The 20,585-nt window shown below is 74.3% G+C and carries 15 protein-coding genes; 4 read left to right on the forward strand and 11 right to left on the reverse strand.

Annotated elements, in window-relative coordinates:
- Window positions 1–11: 11 nt before the first annotated feature.
- Complete coding sequence (locus tag ACF09E_RS17770; protein WP_392206009.1) at window positions 12–1,658, reverse strand: TerD family protein; 1,647 nt, start codon at window positions 1,656–1,658, stop codon at window positions 12–14.
- A gap of 179 nt (window positions 1,659–1,837) precedes the next feature.
- Complete coding sequence (locus ACF09E_RS17775) at window positions 1,838–2,413, reverse strand: M48 family metallopeptidase (protein ID WP_392206010.1); 576 nt, start codon at window positions 2,411–2,413, stop codon at window positions 1,838–1,840.
- Window positions 2,414–2,626: 213 nt separating this feature from the next.
- On the opposite strand from ACF09E_RS17775, the gene ACF09E_RS17780 reads away from it, so the two are divergent.
- Window positions 2,627–3,766 (forward strand): TOMM precursor leader peptide-binding protein, encoded by a 1,140-nt coding sequence (locus ACF09E_RS17780; protein ID WP_392206011.1) that lies wholly within the window; start codon window positions 2,627–2,629, stop codon window positions 3,764–3,766.
- 70 nt (window positions 3,767–3,836) lie between these two features.
- Window positions 3,837–5,180, forward strand: coding sequence for an ABC1 kinase family protein (locus tag ACF09E_RS17785; RefSeq protein ID WP_392206012.1), 1,344 nt, complete (start codon window positions 3,837–3,839; stop codon window positions 5,178–5,180).
- Window positions 5,181–5,216: 36 nt separating this feature from the next.
- Here ACF09E_RS17785 and ACF09E_RS17790 read toward each other — a convergent pair whose 3' ends face one another.
- The 5 genes from ACF09E_RS17790 to ACF09E_RS17810 form a co-directional block, all read right to left on the reverse strand.
- Complete coding sequence (locus ACF09E_RS17790) at window positions 5,217–5,399, reverse strand: hypothetical protein (RefSeq protein WP_392206013.1); 183 nt, start codon at window positions 5,397–5,399, stop codon at window positions 5,217–5,219.
- A gap of 138 nt (window positions 5,400–5,537) precedes the next feature.
- On the reverse strand, window positions 5,538–5,861 hold the full coding sequence (locus tag ACF09E_RS17795) for a hypothetical protein (protein WP_055600983.1): 324 nt from the start codon (window positions 5,859–5,861) through the stop codon (window positions 5,538–5,540).
- A complete protein-coding gene (locus ACF09E_RS17800) occupies window positions 5,858–6,229 on the reverse strand; it encodes a WhiB family transcriptional regulator (RefSeq protein WP_148006081.1) in 372 nt (123 codons plus the stop codon). The genes ACF09E_RS17795 and ACF09E_RS17800 overlap by 4 nt, the downstream gene beginning before the upstream one ends.
- 173 nt (window positions 6,230–6,402) lie before the next feature.
- Complete coding sequence (locus ACF09E_RS17805; protein WP_392206121.1) at window positions 6,403–6,681, reverse strand: hypothetical protein; 279 nt, start codon at window positions 6,679–6,681, stop codon at window positions 6,403–6,405.
- A 244-nt stretch (window positions 6,682–6,925) separates the two neighbouring features.
- Window positions 6,926–9,103 carry an ATP-dependent DNA helicase UvrD2 gene (locus ACF09E_RS17810; RefSeq protein WP_392206014.1) on the reverse strand — a complete coding sequence of 726 codons (2,178 nt, stop codon included), beginning with the start codon at window positions 9,101–9,103 and terminating at the stop codon, window positions 6,926–6,928.
- Window positions 9,104–9,250: 147 nt separating this feature from the next.
- Between ACF09E_RS17810 and ACF09E_RS17815 the strand changes: the two genes are divergently transcribed.
- Together ACF09E_RS17815 and ACF09E_RS17820 are read left to right on the forward strand one after the other, a co-directional pair.
- Complete coding sequence (locus ACF09E_RS17815; protein ID WP_073912119.1) at window positions 9,251–9,493, forward strand: mycoredoxin; 243 nt, start codon at window positions 9,251–9,253, stop codon at window positions 9,491–9,493.
- 542 nt (window positions 9,494–10,035) lie between these two features.
- Window positions 10,036–11,028, forward strand: coding sequence for an acyltransferase family protein (locus ACF09E_RS17820; protein WP_392206015.1), 993 nt, complete (start codon window positions 10,036–10,038; stop codon window positions 11,026–11,028).
- Window positions 11,029–11,089: 61 nt separating this feature from the next.
- Here ACF09E_RS17820 and nudC read toward each other — a convergent pair whose 3' ends face one another.
- From nudC to ACF09E_RS17840, 4 genes are all read right to left on the reverse strand, one after another.
- Window positions 11,090–12,037 (reverse strand): NAD(+) diphosphatase, encoded by a 948-nt coding sequence (gene nudC / locus ACF09E_RS17825; RefSeq protein WP_392206016.1) that lies wholly within the window; start codon window positions 12,035–12,037, stop codon window positions 11,090–11,092.
- Window positions 12,038–12,072: 35 nt separating this feature from the next.
- Window positions 12,073–13,485 (reverse strand): dipeptidase, encoded by a 1,413-nt coding sequence (locus ACF09E_RS17830; protein ID WP_392206017.1) that lies wholly within the window; start codon window positions 13,483–13,485, stop codon window positions 12,073–12,075.
- Window positions 13,486–13,495: 10 nt separating this feature from the next.
- Window positions 13,496–16,966: a UvrD-helicase domain-containing protein gene (locus ACF09E_RS17835; RefSeq protein ID WP_392206018.1), complete on the reverse strand. Its 3,471-nt coding sequence runs from the start codon at window positions 16,964–16,966 to the stop codon at window positions 13,496–13,498.
- 98 nt (window positions 16,967–17,064) lie between these two features.
- On the reverse strand, window positions 17,065–20,538 hold the full coding sequence (locus tag ACF09E_RS17840; RefSeq protein ID WP_392206019.1) for an ATP-dependent helicase: 3,474 nt from the start codon (window positions 20,536–20,538) through the stop codon (window positions 17,065–17,067).
- Window positions 20,539–20,585: the final 47 nt, after the last annotated feature.

Genomic DNA, 20,585 nt, shown 5'->3' on the forward strand with positions numbered 1-20,585 from the left:
TTCGGGCTCCCTCAGACCTCGTAGGGCTGGACGACGATGAAGTTGCCGGGGGCGCCCCGGAACTGGAGGTTCACGGTCTCCCCGCTGTGGCCGGGGTAGGCGTTGCGGCGGAGCCGCACCTGGCTGGAGAGGATGACCTGGGACGCGGACGACCAGGCGACGACGGCCTGGCAGTCGGCGAAGGTGGTCGGCGTGACGGGCAGCACGACGGGCACGCCGTGGGTCTTCACGACGACGGTGCCGGTGCCCTGGAACTGCATGGTGAACAGGGCGCCGCCGGGGATGCCGTGGCCCTCGATGCGCCGCACCTCGTACTGGAGGGTCTCGTCGAACGCGAGGACGTTCTCCGCGGAGACGCAGATGCCGTCTCCCTGGAGCTCGATCGGGTGCAGGTGGGCGCCCTCCTCGGCGAGGAAGACCTGGCCGCGGCCGGTGCAGCGCATCAGCTGCATCTCCTGGCCGGTGGCGTTGCCGACGATCCGGCCGGTGAAGCCGGCGCCCTTGTGGGAGAAGTCGACCTTGCCCTGGTACATGACCATGGAGCCCTGGCGGGCGAGCACGGGCGTGGCGCCCATGGCCAGGTCGACCCGCATGAGCTGCTGGTTCTGCGGGGTCCAGCGGGCGCCGGTGGGCGTCTCCTTGTACGGCGCGAGCGCGGCGTCGAGGCCGGCTCCGGTCGCCGGCGCGCCCTGCGGGACGCCGGGCTGCTGGCCGTACGGGGCGGGCTGGCCGTATCCCGGCGCCTGCGGCGGCTGACCGTACGGGCCGGGCGCCTGCGGCGGGACCTGGCCGGGGTACTGGCCCGGCGGCTGTCCCGGGACCTGGCCGTACGCCGGGGGCTGCTGCCCGTACGGCGCGGGGGCCGGGGCGGGCGGCGGGACCGGGGAGGGGGCCATGGGGGCCACCATCGTCGGCGCCGTGTGCACCGGCTGGGACGGCGGCACGGGCGCGGGCGGGGCCGGCGGCGCGCCGAAGGCGGGGGCCGGGGCGGGCGCCGGAGCCGGCGCCGGAGGGGCGCCGAAGGCGGGCGCGGGCGCCGGGGCCGCGGGGGCTCCGAACGCCGGGGGCGCCGCGGCCTGCGCCGGCGGGGCGAAGCCGGGCGCGGCCTGCTGCTGCGCGGCGGGCTCGTCCTCGGCGACCTCGCCGCCGAAGTTCCGCAGGAGCGCGTCGAGGCCGCCGTCGAAGCCCTGGCCGACCGCGGCGAACCGCCAGACGTCCTTGAGGTAGAAGTCGCCGAGCATCACGGCGCGCTCGGTGGTGAACTCGGCGCCGGTGAAGGCGTACCGCGCGACCTCCTCGCCGCCCGCGACGATCCGCAGGTGGCCGGGGCCGATCTGCGACATCTGGCCGGCGCCGTCGATGGTCGCGGTGAACGACAGCTTGTGGATGTTCGCGGGGATCCGGTCGAGAGTCACGCGGAAGGACTCGGTGTCACCGGACTGCGCCCCGAGCAGCTGGACGGACTCCTCCGGCGTCTTCGGCTGGTTGAAGAACACGAAGTAGCGGTCGTCGGAGAGACGCTCCTCCGCGTCCAGCCCGAAGCAGCTGATGTCGAAGGTCAGTCCCGGTGCCGCGATCTGCACGCCGACGTACAGATCGGTACCCGCGGTGAGATCACTGATCTTGGCCTTGTGGCCGCGTTGGAATTCCCTGGCCATGCGTAACGACCGTCCCCCATCCCGAATGGCGAATGCTCGCGCCAGGCTAGCCGCTGAGTACGACATTGAGACAGCGCAGGTCGTTTTCGGTACCGAATCGGGAAACGCCGGTCACGCAGGCGCACTCCGGGAGTCACTCCCCGCAAGCGGAAGGGGTTACTCCGAGCGAGCGGCGACGCTCAGTCCTCGCGGGTGCCCGGGAGGTGCGGGAGGCGGCCGGCGGCGACCACGCCCTCAAGGTAGCCGCGGGCCCGCTCGGTGCGGGGGTAGGCCTCCAGGAGCCGCCAGAAGCCGGGGCCGTGCCCGGGCACCAGCAGATGGGCCAGCTCGTGCAGGAGGACGTAGTCCACCACGTACTCGGGCATGCCCTGGAGCCGGTGGGAGAGGCGGATGCTGCCCTCCGAGGGGGTGCAGGAGCCCCAGCGGGTGTTCTGGTTGGTGACCCAGCGCACCGAGCCGGGGCGGGCCCGGCCGCCGAAGTACTGCTCGGAGAGCCGCAGCGCCCGCTCGGTCAGCTCGCGGTCGCCGAGGACGCCGCGGCTCTCCTGGGCGGCGAGCTTGTCGAGCATCACCCCGACCCAGCGGCGCTCCTCGGCCTCGGACATCCGGGCCGGGATGAGGACGATCGTCCGGTCGCCCTCCCGGTACGCCGAGACGGTCCTCCGCCGCCGCGGGCTTCTGCGGACCTCGACCGCACTCGTCCCCGCACCGCGGTGCGGGGTGTCGGTCACGCTGCGCTGGGGGTCGGCGGGCACGGCCCCGACGTTACCCGCTGTCAGCACGGGAAGTCCCGCCTCCGGAGTGGTTTCGGCAACGATCCGCTCACGACCCGCGCGATTCGAATGACTAATCGCGCCGCCTGTGGACAACTTTCGGCGGCCGTCCCCGCTCCGGGGCATTCTCGAACCGCGACGGCGAAAGGGCGTCGCCGACCGTGAACTGTCGATCATGAATGCGGGGCGGGGGAAATGCATCCGATGGTGAAGCCGGCGCTGCGGCGCGCCTGGCGGAGTCTGCGCCGCGTGCAGTTCGGGGTGACCCCGGCACACGCGGTGGTGCTCGATCCGGTCGACCAGGAGACGGGCACCCTGCTCGGACTGCTCGACGGAACCCGCGGCACCGAGTTGCTCCGCGCCGAGGCGAGCCGGCTCGGCCTGCCGCAGGGGCGCCTGGAAGGGCTGCTCGGACGGCTCCGGTCGGCGGGACTGCTCGTCGACGCCTCGGCGGGGCGGCCGGGGAGGACCGGCCCGGCGGCCGGCCCGGAGGACGCCTCCCTCGACCCGCTCCGCGCCGACCTCGCCTCCCTCTCCGTCGTGCACCCCGAGCCGGACCGGGCGCTGCGGACCCTGACGGCCCGGCGGGCGGCGCGCGTGCAGGTCCGGGGCGCGGGACGGGTGGGGGCGGCGGTGGCCGCGCTGCTCACGGCGGCGGGCGTGGGCGGGGTGGAGGTCGTCGACTCGGGCCGGGTGGAGCCCTGGGAGACGGGGCCGGGCGGGCTGCCGGCCGAGGCCGTGGGCGAGCGGCGGGCGACGGCGGCCCGCCGCCTGGTCGGCCGGTGGCGCAGATCGCGCTGTCCGAGCGGACCGGGTGAGGGCTCGGGCGGACTCGGGCTGTCACTCGTGGTGGTGACACCGCGGGACGGCCTCGGCGCGTATGTCCCCGATCCGCTCCCGGCGCAGCGCTGGGTCGCCACCGGCACCCCTCATCTGTACGCGGGGGTCGTGGAGGCGACGGGGGTCGTCGGGCCGCTGGTCCTGCCGGGCGGCACGGCGTGCGCGCGATGTCTCCAGGAGGAGCGCACGGACCGCGAGCCGGACTGGCCGCGGTTGCTGGTCCAGTGGCGCTCCGGCGCCCCGCATCCCCTGCCCGCCTGCGACCTGGGGCTCGCGACGGCGGTGGCGGGGCTGGCCGCCGCCCATGCCCTGGCCTTCCTCGACGGGGACCTCCCGGCGAGCACGGGCACCCGGTGGGAGGCGTCACTGCCGTTGACGGAGTGGCGGGCGGAGCGGCTGAGACCGCATCCGGCGTGCCCGTGCGGGGCGGCCCGCGCAGGAGAGGGGGAGCGAGCCTCGGCTGCCGGAGGCACGCAGGACACAATGGCGGGGTAACGGCCCTGCGCGGCACGGCAGGGCCGACCGCCCTGCGCGGTTCGGCAGTCTGGGCATTGGAGGGGCGCGCATGTCTGATCTTCCCCGGAAGGCGGTCACCCGGACCGCCAAGTTGGCCGCGTTGCCGCTGGGCTTCGCGGGCCGGGCCACCTGGGGCCTGGGCAAGCGGATCGGCGGGAGATCGGCGGAGATCGTCGCCCGCGAGCTCCAGCAGCGCACGGCCGAGCAGCTGTTCAAGGTGCTCGGCGAGCTCAAGGGCGGGGCCATGAAGTTCGGGCAGGCGCTGTCCGTCTTCGAGTCGGCCCTCCCCGAGGAGGTGGCCGGGCCCTACCGGGCGGCCCTGACCAAGCTTCAGGACGCGGCGCCGCCCATGCCGACGCGGACCGTGCACGCCGTCCTGGAGGAGCGCCTCGGCGCGGAGTGGCGGGAGCTGTTCCTGGAGTTCGAGGACAAGCCCGCGGCGGCCGCCTCGATCGGGCAGGTGCACCGGGCCGTGTGGCACGACGGGCGCGAGGTCGCGGTGAAGGTGCAGTACCCGGGCGCCGGGGAGGCGCTGCTCTCCGACCTGACGCAGCTCAGCCGGTTCGCCCGGCTCCTCGGGCCGCTGATTCCGGGCATGGACATCAAGCCGCTGATCGCCGAGATGCGCGACCGGGTGTCGGAGGAGCTGGACTACGGGCTGGAGGCGGCGGCCCAGCAGAAGCACGCCGAGGAGTTCGCGGACGACCCCGACGTGCGGGTGCCGGCGGTGGTCCACCGGGGCGACCAGGTCCTGGTGACCGAGTGGATGGACGGCATCCCCCTCGCCGAGGTGATCGCGGACGGTACGGAGGAGCAGCGGGACCGGGCGGGGCAGCTGCTGGCCCGCTTCCTCTTCTCGGGCCCCGCGCGCACCGGGCTGCTGCACGCCGATCCGCACCCGGGGAACTTCCGGCTGCTTCCGGGCGACGGGGACGAGGGGCCGGAGGGCTGGCGGCTCGGGGTGCTCGACTTCGGCACGGTCGACCGGCTGCCGGGCGGGCTTCCGGAGACGATCGGGATCTGTCTGCGGATGACGCTCGAAGGGGACGCGGAGACCGTCTACGAGCTGCTCCGGGCGGACGGCTTCGTGCGGGAGAGCGTGGTGCTCGACCCCGACGCGGTCCTGGAGTACCTACTGCCGATCATCGAGCCGGCCGAGGCGGAGTCGTTCCTGTTCACCCGCGGCTGGATGCGCACCCAGGCGGCCCGTATCGCGGACCCTCGCTCGCCGGCCCATCAGTTGGGCAAGCAGCTCAACCTGCCGCCGTCGTATCTGCTGATACACCGGGTGACGCTGAGCACCATCGGGGTGCTGTGCCAGTTGAACGCGACGGTGCGGCTGCGGGCCGAGCTGGAGGAGTGGCTGCCGGGCTTCACGACGGCCGCCGGCTGACGGGGGCCCGCCGGACGGAGCCGCCGCCGGGAGGGGTCACCACCAGGAGGAGTCGAGGCGGCCCTCGATCGCGCGGATGTTGGCGCGGGCGCAGTCCTCGCAGTAGTAGCAGCGTCGGCCGTTCTCCACCGAGCAGGTCCAGGTCAGCGGCAGGGTGTCGGCCGTCGTGCCGCAGCGATCGCAGACCAGGGGCCCCTCGGGGGTACGGGCGTCGTTCACCCTGGTCACGATAACCCGGTGCGGCGCCCGCGGTCCGGACAACGCACCGCGGGGGCCGGTCCGTTCGGACCGGCCCCCGCGGGGTGCGCCCCTGGGGGCGCGGGTGGGTCAGCGCGTGGCTGTCATCGGCGCAGGTCGTCAGTGCATGACGGCCATGGCCAGCGCGCGGCGGGCACGCAGCGAGACGCGCTCGGCGCGGCGCTGCATGCGTCGGGCGGCGACCAGGCGCACGGCCTGGCGTTCCGCGTCGGCCTCGCGGTGTCGCTCGTGCATATGGGCACGGGCCAGGGCTTCTGGGGCGAGTTGCATTTCACGGGTCCTGTTCTGACGCGCGGTGGGCGCGGCGGAGGGGAAGAAGACTGGGGTCGCGGAGCCGGCGGGCTCGCTGGTGGAAGAGGTCATCGGGGCCTGCTTCTGGGGATCGTGCGTGAGGGGGCGGTCGATGGTTCCGGTGGCGCTCATGCCGCGACCGGGTTCTTGCGCGGACGGCCACGGGGCCGCTTGCGGGCGACGACCACGCCCTGGACGAAGAGCTCGCCGCCCCAGACGCCCCACGGCTCGCGCCGGTCCTGGGCGCCGGCGAGGCAGGCGGCCACGAGGGGGCAGGTCCGGCAGAGGGACTTCGCGTACTCGACGTCGGCCGGGGACTCCGCGAAGAAGACCTCGGGGTCGTAGGCGCGACAGGGGACGGGGACGCCGAGGTTCTCGATGGCGTCGTCGAGCGCGGTGAGCGTGCTGAGGGGGGTCAAAGCGGGGTCCTCCGTGGGGCGGCCGGGCTGGGTGATCGTTTCGGAAGGCGGTACGGACGGGGCGTGCGCTTCGAGTTGCACGGTGGTCTTTCCTCGTCTGGTCGATCCGGCCTGTTGACCGGGGTTTCGGCTGGTACCGGGGTGCGTCTGTCCCGAGGCGTCCTCGTGTCGTCGCCCCCGTTCGGGAGCAAACAAAAGGGCCGCGGATCCCGGGTGGGGTTCCGCGGCCCTGAAGGCGCCGGTCTGATCATCGATCAGACTGGATCACTCCAGGGTTCGAGCCCACGGAAGGCCCACATCATGTGGTGGTGCGTCGTCGTCTGCTGGGTTCCGGCACCGGTCGCCGCAAAGTCATAGGCCTTGGCCTTGCCTGCTGCTCCTGCTTCCAGTGCCTTGGTCGGTCGCTCATTGCGAAGCTCCACGGCAGGGCGCAGACCGGCGCCGGCAAGGCCGGAGACGGGCAGACCGGTGCCAATGAACGCCGAGCCGGAGAGGCCGAGCGAGCAGGCGGAGACGACGGAGCGATCGGTCATTTTGGCGGTGCTGACGAAGCCGGCGCGGCTGGTGAAGCCGGCGGTGCTGGTCTGAATGACGTTGCTGATCACGTGGAATCGCCTCCTCTCGGCGTCTCGGAGGGCTCGGGTGCGAGCCGGACCCTCATGTTTATTTGGACAAGTACAGCACAGAGACAGGGCTTCTCAGAAGCCGCTGTTCCGTGGTTAAGAACCTATGGGGCTTGACGGGGCAGGCGCAAACTATTTTTCCGACGAGTTTTCCTCAGTCCTCGTCGAGGCCCGTCCCTCGGTCCTCACCTGCGCAGATGGCCAGGACGTCGGCGCCGAACCGGTCCAGCTTGCGGGCGCCGACGCCGGAGATCGAGGAGAGCTCCCCGCCGCTGCCGGGGACCCGCTCGGCGATGGCCATGAGCGTCTTGTCGGTGAAGACGCAGTACGCCGGCTGGCCGAGCTCCCTGGCCTGGTCGGCGCGCCAGTCGCGGAGCCGCTCGTACAGCGCCTCGTCCATGTCCGAGGGGCAGTCCTCGCAGCGCATCAGCTTCATGGCGCCGGCCTCGGTGAGGGTCGTCCCGCAGACCCGGCAGAGGACGGGGCCCCGGGGCTTGCGCCGTCCGGCGAGGGCGCCGCGCTCGAACGAGCCGGACGCGCCCGAGGCGACGGTGCCGAGGGAGCCCGAGCCGGGGCGCAGGCCCTTGAGGAAGCGGCTCGGACGCCGGGAGGCCCGGCCGCCCGGGGAGCGGGAGAGCGCCCAGGAGAGCGTGAGGTGCAGCCGGGCGCGGGTGACGCCGACGTACAGCAGGCGCCGCTCCTCCTCGATCTGCTCGTCCGTCTTGGCGTAGGTGATGGGCATCATGCCCTCGGTGAGGCCGACCAGGAACACGGCGTCCCATTCGAGGCCCTTGGCGGAGTGCAGGGAGGCGAGGGTGACGCCCTGCACGGTCGGCGCGTGCTGCGCCGCGGCCCGCTCGTCGAGTTCGGCGACCAGGTCGGAGAGGGTGGCTCCGGACCTGGCGCGGGCGAAGTCCTCGGCGAGCCGGACGAGGGCGGCGAGCGACTCCCAGCGGTCCCGGACGGCGCCGGAGCCGGCGGGCGGCTGCGGGGTCCAGCCCTTGGTCGAGAGGACGGCCCTGACCTGGGCGGGCAGGTCCTCGGCGTCGTCGAGGAGGGAGTCGTTGCCCCCGGCGCGGGCGGCGCCGCGCAGGGCGACGCCCGCCTCCCGCACCTCCTGGCGCTCGAAGAAGCGCTCGGCCCCGCGCAGCTGGTAGGGCACTCCGGCGTCGGCCAGGGCCTGCTCGTACACCTCTGACTGGGCGTTGATCCGGTAGAGGACGGCGATCTCGCCGGCCGGGACGCCGGCGGCGATGAGGTCCCTGATGCGGCGCGCGGTGCCCTCGGCCTCGGTCGGCTCGTCCGCGTACTCCGTGTAGACGGGGTCGGGGCCGGGGCCGCGCTGGGAGACCAGCTCCAGCCGGTGCTCGGCGGCCCGGCCGCGGGCCTGGCTGAGCAGTCCGTTGGCGAGGTGGACGACCTGGGGGGTCGAGCGGTAGTCGCGGACCAGTTTGACGACCGTGGCCCCCGGGTGGCGGGTGCGGAAGTTCAGCAGGTGGTCGGGGGTGGCGCCGGTGAAGGAGTAGATGGTCTGGCTGGCGTCGCCGACGACGCACAGGTTGTCCCGGTCGCCGAGCCACAGGTCGAGCAGCCGCTGCTGGAGCGGGGAGACGTCCTGGTACTCGTCCACCACGAAGTGCTGGTACTGGCTCCGGATCTGGTCGGCGATGTCGTGCCGGTCCTGGAGGATGCCGACGGTGAGCAGCAGCACGTCCTCGAAGTCGATCACCGAGCGGTCGCGCTTCAGCTGCTCGTACATCGCGTAGATCTGGCTGATCTCCGCCGGGTCGCGGGGGGCGTCCCGGTGGGACTTGGCGACGACGGCCGGGTAGTCGGCGGGGACGGTCTGGGTGACCTTGGCCCACTCGATCTCGCCGGTGACGTCCCTCAGCTCGTTGCGGTCGAGCCGGATCCGGCAGCGGGCGGCGGCGTCGGCGACCAGCTGGATCTTCCGCTCCAGCAGCCGGGGGAGATCTCCACCGACTGCTTTCGGCCAGAAGAACTGGAGCTGCCGGAGGGCCGCGGAGTGGAACGTGCGGGCCTGGACGCCGCCCGCGCCGAGCTGGCGCAGCCGGCCGCGCATCTCTCCCGCGGCGCGGTTGGTGAAGGTGACGGCCAGCACGCTGGCGGGCTGGAGCCTGCCCGAGCGCACCCCGTAGGCGATGCGGTGGGTGATCGCCCGCGTCTTGCCCGTGCCGGCACCCGCCAGCACGCACACCGGGCCGGTCAGGGCCAGGGCGACCTCGCGCTGCTCCGGGTCGAGCCCGTCGAGCACCGCGTCGGCCGTCTCCGGTACCTGCGGGAAGAGAGTGGAGTGCGTTGCTGCTGTCACCCCCCAATGCTGCCAGGTCCGCCGGAGTCGCCGCGGAGGCTTGTCCACAGGCGGTGGCCGCGGTCATACGAATTCCGGGAATGGCCGGACCAGGACGTACGTTCTTGCCTTCGGCACCCGTCAGCGAACCAAGAGGAGCGCCTCGCCATGCAGGGCACTGTGACGATGTACAGCACCACGTGGTGCGGCTACTGCCGTCGGCTGAAGAGCCAGATGGACCGCGAGGGCATCGCGTACACCGAGATCAACATCGAGCAGGACCCCGACTCGGCGGCGTTCGTCGAGAAGGCGAATGGCGGAAACCAGACGGTCCCGACCGTCCTCTTCCCGGACGGCTCGACCCTGACGAACCCGAGCCTCGCCCAGGTGAAGCAGGCGCTCAGCGTCTGAGCCTCCCGGCTGCGCGCACGAGGAACCCCCGACCGGCGACACGACCGGCCGGGGGTTCCGTGCGTCCGGGTGCGTCGGGGCGGCGAGGGGATGCCGGGGGCCGGGGGCGTCCGGGCGGCGGGGAGATCCCGGGGGCTAGGGGTGCGTGCGGGGCGGCGGGGAGATCCCGAGGGGTTCGGGTGAAGATCGCGAAACGCCCCTGCGGAGACCGCGAGGAACAGCGGCGGATCGGCGGCGCCGCGGACCGGTCGGGGGGTAGCGTACGACCGGGATTTCGCCTGCGCGAACCCCATGAACGCCCCCTGCCCGTGAAGAGCGTCACACGCCACCCCGCCTTTGTAAGGCTTCCGTCGGCGCACCTATGCTCTCCTCCCGACCGAGATTTGCGACTGCATATCCAGGTGGGATACCTCGTGCTCAACCAGACAGCCCCTGCCCCTCTCGCCCCTCCCGTGTCCGTGTCCGTCTCCCTGAGCCGCGGGCCGGGCCCCGGGGCGGACGCCGCGGGCCGAGGCCGCGGACGTCTCCACGTCCTAGACGGCTTGCGTCTCGTCGCCGCCCTCATGGTGGTCGGCTACCACTACCTCGCCTTCGGGGAGGGCTGGCCCGAGCCGGTCGAGCGGCTCTTCCCCGCCACCTACGACCTGGCCTCGTACGGCTACCTCGGCGTGGAGTTCTTCTTCCTCATCAGCGGCTTCGTCATCTGCATGAGCGGGTGGGGAAGGCCGGTGAAGGAGTTCTTCGTCTCCCGTGTGGCGCGGCTCTACCCGGCGTACTGGTTCGCCGTGGTCGCGACCTCCGTCACCGTCGCGGTGATCCCCGGCGGGCGCGAGCACGTGCCCTGGAACGACATCCTCACCAATCTGACGATGCTCCAGGAGCCGCTGGGCGCCGAGTCCGTCGACCCGGTCTACTGGACCCTCTTCGCCGAGCTCCGCTTCTACCTGCTGTTCACGGCGCTCGCCTGGTGGGGCCTGACCTACCGCCGGGTGCTGCTGTTCTGCTGCGTGTGGGGGGCGGCGAGCGTCCTGGTGTCCCCGGCCGAGCCGGGGCCCCTGAAGCTGCTGCTGATGCCCGGGTACAGCTGGTTCTTCATCGCGGGCATGGCGTTCTACCTCATGTACCGGTTCCGCCCGAACCTGATGCTCTTCGGCGTCGTCGGGGTCAGCTACTGCGCCTCGCTCGCGCCCTCCGTCGAGAGGTCCAAGGAGCTCACCTTCCTCGGCGACCGCCCGGCGTGGCCCATGGTCGTCGTGCTCGCCGTCTTCTTCGGGCTGATGGCGCTCGTCGCGACCGGCCGGCTCTCCGGCATCCGGTGGCGGTGGCTGCCGGTGGCCGGGGCGCTGACCTATCCCCTGTACCTGCTGCACGAGGTCATCGGCTGGGAGCTCTTCGCGCTCCTCGGGGAGCGGGTCACCCCCTGGGTGCTGCTCACCGCCGTGCTGCTCGGGATGCTCGTGCTGTCGTACCTGGTCCACCGTCTCGTCGAGCGGCCGCTCGGCCGGACCGTCAGGCGGCACCTGCTCCGCCGGTGAGCGCCGCGCGGACGTCCCCGCCCGCACGGCGGGCGGGGACGTCCGCGGACGCGGGACGGTCTCAGACCACGTCGCCCGGCTTCGGCAGGGGCTTGCCGTACCAGCGCTCGATCAGCCGGGAGGCGATCGAGATGCCGTACGGCGGGATCACCTCGCCCGACTCGAAGGCCGCGGCCAGGTCGTCGCGGGAGAACCAGCGGGCCTCGTGTATCTCCTCGCCGTCCACGGTGATCTCCGAGGAGGTCGCGTGGGCGAAGAAGCCCAGCATGAGGCTGGACGGGAACGGCCAGGGCTGGCTGGCGACGTACTCGACCTCGCCCACCGTGACGCCGGCCTCCTCGAAGACCTCGCGGGCCACCGACGCCTCGATGGACTCGCCGGGTTCGACGAAGCCGGCGAGGGTCGAGAAGCGGCCTTCGGGCCAGTGGACCTGCCGGCCGAGCAGCGCCCGGTCCTCGTCGTCCGTGACCAGCATGATCACCGCGGGGTCGGTCCGCGGGTAGTGCTCGGCGCCGCAGGCCTGGCAGCGGCGGATGTGCCCGGCGGCGGCGATGACCGTGCGTTCGCCGCAGCGCGAGCAGAAGCGGTGGAGGCGCTGCCAGTTCTCCAGGGCCACCGCGTGCACCATGAGGGCCGCGTCCCGGTCCGACAGCAGCAGTCCGGCCTCGCGGAGGCCCGCGGGGCGCGCCGACTGGTCCATGCGGCCGGGCAGGGAGTCCTTCTGGAGGGCGAAGTAGGAGACGCCGTCGGCGTCGGTGCCCAGGAAGTAGCGGTGCGTCTCGGTGACCGGGGCCTCGAAGGCCGGGGTCATGACGAGCTCGGTGCGTCCGTCGGGGGTGTCGTCGATCAGCACCTGCCCGCCCGAGACCACGAAGACCCGGGTGGTGGGGTGGCTCCAGGCCGCGGCGAGCCACGCCTCGTCGAGGCGGTGGTGCGCGGCGCGGTCGATCCCGCTCGGGGCGGTCAGCGAGATCGGGCGGTCCGGCGACGCGTTGTTCAGGGTGCTCACAGGTGCTTCCAACTCCCCCGGTTCGGTGTGTGGGTTCAGCGCTCGACGGCAAGGGCGGACAGGTCGCCCCACAGGTACGCGGTGGTCTCGACGCCCTTCATGAGGAGATCGAGTTCGATCTTCTCGTCGGGGGCGTGCCAGCCGTCGGACGGGACGGAGATGCCGAGGAACAGGACGGGTGCCCCCAGGACGTCCTGGAGGTCGGCGGCCGGTCCCGAGCCGCCCTCGCGGGTGTAGCGGACCTTGGCGCCGTCGAAGGCCCGGCTCATGGCTCCGGCGACCGCCGTGAGGGCCGGGTGGTCGAGCGGGGTGAGGCAGGGGCGGGTCGGGGCGCCGAAGGAGATCTCGTAGCGGATGCCGGCGGGGACGAGGCCGGCGAGCCAGTCCCGGACCGCGCGCTCGATCTTGTCCGGGTCCTGGCCCGCGACCAGCCGGAACGACAGCTTGAGCTGGGCCGAGGCGGGGACGATCGTCTTGCCGCCGGGCCCCTGGTAGCCGCCGCCGATGCCGTTGACCTCGGCGGTGGGGCGGGCCCAGACCCGCTCCAGGGTGGAGAAGCCCGCTTCGCCGAGGGTGCCGTGGGACTTCGCCGTACGCAGCCAGGCGGCCTCGTCGAAGGGCAGCTCGGCGACGAGGGCGCGCTCGGCGTCGGTGAGTTCGGTCACCCCGTCGTAGAAGCCGGGGATCGCGACGTGCTCGTCGGCGTCGTGGAGGGCGGCGACAATCCGGCCGGCGACGGTGGCCGGGTTGGGCACGGCGCCGCCGAAGGAACCGGAGTGGATGTCCTGGTCGGGGCCGTACAGCTCGATCTCGCAGTCGGCGACGCCCCGCATGCCCGTGCAGACGGTGGGCGTGGTCCCGGACCACATGCCCGTGTCGGAGACGATCACGGCGTCGGCGGCCAGGCGCCCGGCATGGTCCTCGACCAGCGCGCGGAAGTGCGGGGACCCGGACTCCTCCTCGCCCTCGACGATCAGCTTGAGGTTGACGGCAGGGGCGGTGCGGCCGGTGGCGGCGAGGTGCGCGCGCACGCCGAGGGTGTGGAAGAAGACCTGGCCCTTGTCGTCGGCGGCCCCGCGCGCGTACATCCGGCCGTCGACCACGGTCGGCTCGAACGGGTCCGTCCGCCAGCCGTCCTCGCGGGCGGCGGGCTGCACGTCGTGGTGGCCGTAGACGAGGACCGTCGGCGCGTCCGGGTCGCCGGAGGGCCATTCGGCGAAGACGGCGGGGGCGCCGGGCGTCTCCCAGACCTCGACCGTGGTGAAGCCGGTCTCGCGGAGCTTGGCGGCGAGCCACTCGGCGCTGCGCCGGACGTCCCCGGCCCGGTCCGGCTGCGCCGACACGGACGGGATGCGCAGCCACGCCGCGAGGTCGTCGAGGAAGGCGGCACGGTGCTGCTCGATGTACGTGCGTACGGCGTGGACGGCGCTGTCCGGGGTCTCGCTCATGCCCCCGAGCCTATCCGGCGCCCGGGGGTGCCCCTCCCGGCAGGAGGGCCCGGCCGGGGTCCCCCGGCGGCCCGTCGGCCTCGGCCTCGGCCTCGGCCGGCTCCCCCAGCAGCAGGGCCTCCAGCTCGGCGCGGCCGGGCAGCCGGGCGGGGCGGGCGACCTCGCCCGTCCGCACGTAGACGAAGGCGGCGGCCACCTCCTCGGGCGCGAGGCCGTGCTGCTCGGCCCAGGCGAGCCGGTAGAGGGCGAGCTGGAGCGGGTCGGCGCTGCGCACCCGGCTGGTCTTCCAGTCGACGATCTCGTACGCGCCGGTCTCCGGGTCCCGGTAGACGGCGTCGATGCGGCCCCGGACGACCCGGCCGCCGAGCGAGAGGTGCACGGGGACCTCGACGCGGTACGGGGTGCGGTGGGCGTACGCGGTCCGGGCGAAGGCCTCCTTCAGCTCGTCGAGGTCGTGTTCGTCGAGGATCTCGGGCTCGCCCGCGAAGTCCTCCCCGCCGGGCAGGTCCTCGGGGCCGAGGAACGGCAGGGGGAGCTCCTCGAAGCGGGACTCCACCCAGGCGTGGAACCGGGTGCCCCGGCGGGCCGCCGGCTGCGGGGCCTTGGGCATGGGGCGGGCCAGTTCCTGGGCGAAGCCGTCGGGGTCGGCGGCGAGGCGGAGGACCTGGGAGGCGGAGAGGTACGCGGGGAGCACCACGTCGCGGGTGGTCGCGCGGGCGCGGCGGAGTTCGGCGGTGAGGGCGGTGAGGTCGCGGTCCCAGGAGGCGACGGCACGGGCGTCCTCGGGGGTGAGCCCGTGGTGCGGTTCCGCGGCGGTCTCGGGCTCCCTGGGGGCGGGGACCGCGTCCGCGTGGGTGTCCTCGGGGAGCGCCTCCTCGTCCTCGTCCCAGACGGGTTCCTCCTCGTCCGGCCAGAGGTCCTCCGGGTGCGGGTCCCCCGCGGCGGGCGGCGCCGCGGCGGGCCGGTCCTCGTCCCGCGGTCCGAGGGCCGCCATGCGGGCCTTCACGGCCTCGGCCGCGTCCCTGCGCCGGCGCAGGGCGTCGGCGTCCAGCGGCAGCGGCCAGGCCCGGTCGCCCTCGTCCTCGGTCAGCGTCGGGTTCTGCGCGTCCTTCTCGGGTTCCTCGGCCCACTTCTCGATGTCCCCGTGGCCGGCGGCGCAGTGGTCGTACAGGGCGTGGAGGAAGTCCGAGGGGCCCCGCGGCTTCTTCTGGGAGGGGCCCCACCAGTGGGCGGAGCCGAGGAGGAGGCTGCGGGGGCGGGTGAAGGTGACGTAGCCGAGGCGGAGTTCCTCGGTGTGCTGGTGGTCCCGCATCTCGTTCTTGAAGGCGGTGAGGGCCTTCGCGGTCCAGGTGTCGACGGCCGGCAGGGTGGCCGCGTCGCCGCGCAGGGCGTGTGGCAGCACCTGCGGCTGCGAGGTCCACGACTCGCGGGCGCGGCTGCTGGGGAACTGTCCGGTGACGAGGCCGGGGACGGCGACGACGTCCCATTCGAGGCCCTTGGACTTGTGGGCCGTGAGGACCTTGACGGTGTTCTCGCCGCCGGGCAGGGCGTTGTCGAGGCCCTTCTCGAACTGGACGGCCGTGCGGAGGAAGCCGAGGAAGGCGAGCAGGCTGGCCTCGCCGTCCAGGGAGGCGAAGCCGGCCGCGATGTCGAGGAAGTGGCCGAGGGTCTCGCGGCGGCGGGCTGCCAGCGCGTGCGGGGAGGCGCTGAGTTCGACTTCGAGGCCGGTCGCCGAGAGCACCCGGTGCAGGACGTCCATGAGGGGGTCGGCGAGGGAGCCGCGCAGGGCGCGCAGTTCGGCGGCGAGCCGGGCGAAGCGGACCCGGGCGTCGGCGGAGAAGGCGAGGCCGTCGTCGACCGTGCCGCCGGAGTCGAGGAAGGTGTCGAGCGCGTCGGCGAGGGAGACGACCTCGGCCGGGTCGACGCCCTCGACGGCCGCGGCGAGCCGCTGCTCGGGGTCGGGGTCGTCGCCGCGGTGGACGAGGTGGCGGGCGCGGCGGCCGAGGAGGGCGAGGTCGCGGGGGCCGATGCGCCAGCGGGGGCCGGTGAGGAGGCGGACCAGGGCGGCGTTGGCCCCGGGGTCCTGGAGGACCTCGCAGACGGCGACCAGGTCGGCGATCTCGGGGAGGTGGAGGAGGCCGGAGAGGCCGACGACCTCGACGGGTACGTCCCGGGCGACGAGGGCGGCGTGGAGGGCGGGGAAGTCGGTGGCGGTGCGGCACAGGACGGCCATCTCGCCGGGCTCCCGGCCGGTGCGGACCAGGTGGGCGAGGGAGTCGGCGAGCCAGTCGATCTCCTCGGCGTGGGTGGGGAGGAGGGCGATGCGGACGGTGCCGTCGGCCTCGGCGCCGGGCGCGGGGCGCAGCGCCTCGACGCCCGCGTGCATGGCGCGGAGCGGGGCGGCGAGTCCGTTGGCGAGGTCGAGGAGGCGGCCGCCGCTGCGCCGGTTCTCGGAGAGCGAGTAGCGGTCGGCGGGGCTGCCGTCGGCGTGCGGGAAGTGCTCGGGGAAGTCGTCGAGGTTGGCGACGGAGGCGCCGCGCCAGCCGTAGATGGCCTGGCAGGGGTCGCCGACGGCGGTCACGGCGTGCCCGGTGGGGTGCGGGCCGGTGCCCTGGCCGAAGAGGCCGGAGAGCAGCAGCCGCTGGGCGACGGAGGTGTCCTGGTACTCGTCGAGGAGGACGACCCGGAACTCGTCGCGGAGGATCTCGCCGACCTCGGGCCGCGTGGTGGCCAGTTCGGCGGAGCGAGCGATCTGGTCGCCGAAGTCGAGCAGGTCGCGGGAGCGTTTGGCGGCCCGGTAGCGGACGACGAGGTCGAGGAGTTCGCGGCGGGCGGTGGCGGCCTCGGGGATCTTCCGCAGCTCGGCGTTGCTGAGCCTGGCCTCGGCGAGGTCGGTGAGCAGCGCGGAGTCGTGGGCGAGGAGCCGGGCCGGCGGGACGAGGTGCTCGGCGAGCTCGGCGTCGAGGGCGAGCAGGTCGGTGACGAGGGTCGGGAAGGACCGGGTCAGCGACGGGTACGGGCCGGGGGCCTCGCGCAGGACGCGGGCGGCGAGCTGGTAGCGGGTGGCGTCGGCGAGGAGCCGGGAGGTGGGTTCGAGGCCGATGCGGAGGCCGTGGTCGGTGAGCAGCCGGCCGGCGAACGCGTGGTAGGTCGAGATCAGCGGCTCGCCCGGGGGGTCGTCCGGGTCGATGACGTCGGGGTCCGTCACGCCGGCGCGGACGAGGGCGGTGCGGACGCGCTCGGCGAGCTCGCCGGCGGCCTTGTTGGTGAAGGTGAGACCGAGGACCTGCTCGGGGGCGACCTGGCCGGTGCCGACCAGCCAGACGACGCGGGCGGCCATCACCGTCGTCTTGCCGGAGCCCGCTCCGGCCACGACGACCTGCGGGGCGAGCGGCGCGGTGATGCAGGCCGTCTGCTCCGGGGTGAAGGGGATCCCGAGGAGCTCCTTGAGCTGCTCGGGGTCGGTGATTCGTGCGGTCACCCCAAAGAGGCTAACGCGGCGGACCGACAGTCCGGTCCGGGCCGGCGGGCAGGGTCTCCCCGCGCGCGTGCGCCCGCGACTCCGCGCCGGGGCCGCCGTCAGTCGACGACCTGGCGGCCCTCCGGCTGCGCGCTGCACGAGGCGCGGAACGAGCAGGTCGCGCAGTGCTGGCCGGTGGTGGGGGTGAAGCGCTCGTCGAGGACCCGGCCGGCGGCGTGGGCGAGCAGCTCGCCGACCCACTCCCCGGCGACCGGTTCCTGGGCCTGCACCTTCGGGAGGGCGTCGCCGCCCTCCTTCTGCGGGGCGCCCTGCCGCAGCTGGACGAGTTCGGCGCCGCCCGGCTCCGGGCGGTGCCCGTCGAGGACCTCGTCGAGGGCGCCCTCCCGGACCGCGAGCTGGTAGACGGCGAGCTGCGGGTGGTGGGCCACCTCGTCGCGGGTGGGGGCGGACTTGCCGGTCTTGAAGTCGACGACGTACGCGCGGCCGTGCTCGTCGGTCTCGACGCGGTCCATGGACCCGCGGATGCGGACCTCGTACGCGCCGGCCTCCAGGGTCACGTCGAAGTCGTGCTCGGAGGCGGCCGGGGTGCGGCCGCCCCGGTCCATGACGTGCCAGCTCAGGAAGCGTTCGAGCGCCGCGCGCGCGTTCCGCTTCTCCTGGGCCGACTTCCAGGGGGCGTCGAAGGCGAGGGCGTCCCAGACGGAGTCCAGCCGGGCCATGAGGACGTCGAGGTCGGCGGGGGTACGGCCGGAGGCGACCTCGTCGGCGAGGACGTGGACGACGTTGCCGAAGCCCTGGGCCGCGGTGGCGGGGGCCGCGGCCTTGACCTCGCGGCCCAGGAACCACTGGAGGGAGCAGGTGCTCACCAGGTTGTCCAGGGAGCTGGGCGAGAGGGCGACGGGCCGGTCGCGGTCGCGCAGCGGCTCCGGGCTGCGGGTCGGCTCGAACAGTCCCCACCAGCGGTCCGGGTGGGCGGCGGGGACCAGCGGCTGGCCGTCCTCGTCGGTGAGCGCGGCGAGTTCGGCGAGGCGGTCGGCGGCGGCGGCGCGGAGCGCGGGGGTGGCGTCCGGGTCGACGGTGGTGGCGCGCAGCTCGGCGACCAGGGCGGAGACGGCGAGGGGGCGGCGCGGGCGGCCGGGCACGTCCTTCGGCTCCTCGCCGAGCTCGGTGAGGAAGCGGGAGGGCTGGTCGCCGTCCTCTGCCGCGGCCTTGACCGCGGTGACGACGAGCCGGTCACGCGCGCGCGTGGCGGCCACGTAGAAGAGGCGGCGCTCCTCGGCGAGGAGGGCGCCGGGGCTCAGGGGCTCGGCGAGGCCGTCGCGGCCGATGCGGTCGGCCTCCAGGAGGGAGCCGCGGCGGCGCAGGTCGGGCCAGAGGCCCTCCTGGACCCCGGCGACGACGACGAGGCTCCATTCCAGGCCCTTGGAGCGGTGGGCGGTCATGAGGCGGACCGCGTCGGGGCGGGTGTGGCGGCGGGTGAGGGTGTCGGCGGCGATGTCCTGCGCGTCGAGCTCTTCGAGGAAGTTGAGGACGCCGCGGCCGCCGACGCGCTCCTCGGCGCGGGCGGCGGTCTCGAAGAGGGCGCAGACGGCGTCGAGGTCGCGGTCCGCGTTGCGTCCGGCGGGTCCGCCGCGGAGGGCGGCGCGCTCCAGCCGGCCGGGCCAGGGGGTGCCGTTCCAGAGCACCCAGAGGGCCTCCTCGGCGGTGCCGCCGCCGGCGAGGAGGGTTCGGGTGTCGCGGAGCAGGTCGCCGAGCCGCTTGGCGCCGCGCGCGTAGGCGGGGTCGTGGGCGGCGAGGCGCTCGGGTTCGGCGAGGGCGAGGGCGAGCAGGACGTCGGAGGGCGGCGGGACCTTCTCGCCCGCGGCCCGCGCCTCGTCGCGCAGGGCCCGCCCGAGCCGGCGCAGGTCGGCGGGGTCGACGCCGGCGAGCGGGGAGGCGAGGAGTTCGAGCGCGGTCTCGACGCCGAGCCACCCGGCGACCACGGCGGGCGCGGAGGTACGGGACGCGGCGGGCCCGGCCTCGGCGGCGGCACCCGCCTCGGTGTCCGCCCCGAGGGGCCCGGCGCCGGTGGTCGTGCCGGGTCCGGCGGGCCCTGCCTCGGCCGCCGCGCCGGTCTCGGCGGTCGCTCCGGCCCCGGCGGCCGCACCCGGCCCCGCGGGCGACCCGGTTTCCCCGCCCCCCGGGTGGGGGGCCGCCGTCGCCACCGCGCGGAGGGCCAGCAGCAGGGGTGCCACCGCCGGTTCGTGCCTCAGCGGGGTGTCCGCCGCGTCCGTCTCCACCGGGACGCCCGCCGAGGTCAGTGCGCGGCGCAGGGACGGGAGGTGGGCGGCGGCGCGGGTGAGGACGGCCATGTGCTGCCAGGGGACGCCGTCCTCCAGGTGGGCCCGGCGCAGCAGGTCCGCGATGTTCTCGGCCTCCGCCGAGGCCGTCGGGTAGGTGTACGCCTCGGCGCCGCCCCCGGTCCGCGCCGCCGTGAGGTCCCGGTGGGCGCGGACCTTGTCGGCGGGGAGCCGGGGCATCGGCATCCGCTGGGCGAGGAGCCGGGTGGCCGCGAGGAGGCGCTCCCCTGAGCGGCGCGCGGTGCGCAGCACCCGGACGCCGGCGCCGCCGAAGGAGGCGGGGAAGTCGAGGATGCCGTTCACGTCGGCGCCCCGGAAGGCGTAGATGGACTGGTCGGGGTCGCCGAAGGCGACGACCGTGCGCCCGCCGCCGCCCGCGAGCGCCCGCAGCAGCCGGACCTGCGCCGGGTCGGTGTCCTGGTACTCGTCGACGTAGATCGCGTCGTACGCGGGCAGGCTGATCTCCTCGGCGAGGAGGACGGCCCGGTGGACCAGCTCCGTGTAGTCGAGGACGCCCTGGAGGTCGAGGACGTCGAGGTACTCGGCGAGGAAGCCGGCCGCGGCCTTCCAGTCGGGCCGGCCGACCCGTTCGGCGAACCGCGCGAGGGCGTCCGGACCGAGGCCCAGTTCGCGGGAGCGGGCGAGGACGGCGCGCACCTCGTCGGCGAAGCCGCGCGTGGTGAGGCAGGCGCGGAGCTCGTCGGGCCAGCGGATGCTGCCGAGCCCTTCCCTGCCCAGGTCGATGTGGCCGGCGAGCAGTTCCCGTACGGCGAGGTCCTGCTCGGGTCCGGAGAGCAGGCGCAGCGGTTCGGCGAACAGGTCGGCGTCCTGGTGGGCGCGGATCAGGGCGTAGCAGTAGGAGTGGAAGGTGGTGGCCTGCGGGGGCCGGCGGCCGCCGAGCCGGGCGGCCATGCGGTCGCGGAGTTCGACGGCGGCCTTGCGGCTGAAGGTGAGGACGAGGATCCGCTCGGGGTCGGCGCCCTTCTCCATGCGGGTGGCGACGGACTCGACGAGGGTCGTGGTCTTGCCGGTGCCGGGGCCGGCGAGGACGAGAAGAGGTCCGCCGTCGTGGTCAACCACCTCGCGCTGGGTTGCGTCCAGCTGAGGGGAGTCCATCGGGGCCGGCGTGGTGCGCACCAGTCGGTACGCGCCCGGGTTCCGCTGCCGTCCCGGACCCGGGTACGGCTGTCCCTGGTACGGCGCCGTGCGCCGGGTGGTCGAGGAGGTGCTCACGTGGGTCGCCGGTCCTGGTGGGAGTGGTGGTGCGGGTGAGGCGGCCG

Source organism: Streptomyces sp. NPDC014891, assembly GCF_043081085.1.
In the GTDB taxonomy this organism is placed as follows: Bacteria; Actinomycetota; Actinomycetes; order Streptomycetales; family Streptomycetaceae; genus Streptomyces.

Excerpts from the sequence above, each read along its gene's own strand:
- ACF09E_RS17770 (WP_392206009.1), bottom strand. The coding sequence starts at position 1,658 with ATGGCCAGGGAATTCCAACGCGGCCACAAGGCCAAGATCAGTGATCTC.
- ACF09E_RS17780 (WP_392206011.1), top strand. The coding sequence starts at position 2,627 with ATGCATCCGATGGTGAAGCCGGCGCTGCGGCGCGCCTGGCGGAGTCTG.
- ACF09E_RS17785 (WP_392206012.1), top strand. The coding sequence starts at position 3,837 with ATGTCTGATCTTCCCCGGAAGGCGGTCACCCGGACCGCCAAGTTGGCC.
- ACF09E_RS17795 (WP_055600983.1), bottom strand. The coding sequence starts at position 5,861 with ATGAGCGCCACCGGAACCATCGACCGCCCCCTCACGCACGATCCCCAG.
- ACF09E_RS17805 (WP_392206121.1), bottom strand. The coding sequence starts at position 6,681 with ATGACCGATCGCTCCGTCGTCTCCGCCTGCTCGCTCGGCCTCTCCGGC.
- ACF09E_RS17815 (WP_073912119.1), top strand. The coding sequence starts at position 9,251 with ATGCAGGGCACTGTGACGATGTACAGCACCACGTGGTGCGGCTACTGC.
- ACF09E_RS17830 (WP_392206017.1), bottom strand. The coding sequence starts at position 13,485 with ATGAGCGAGACCCCGGACAGCGCCGTCCACGCCGTACGCACGTACATC.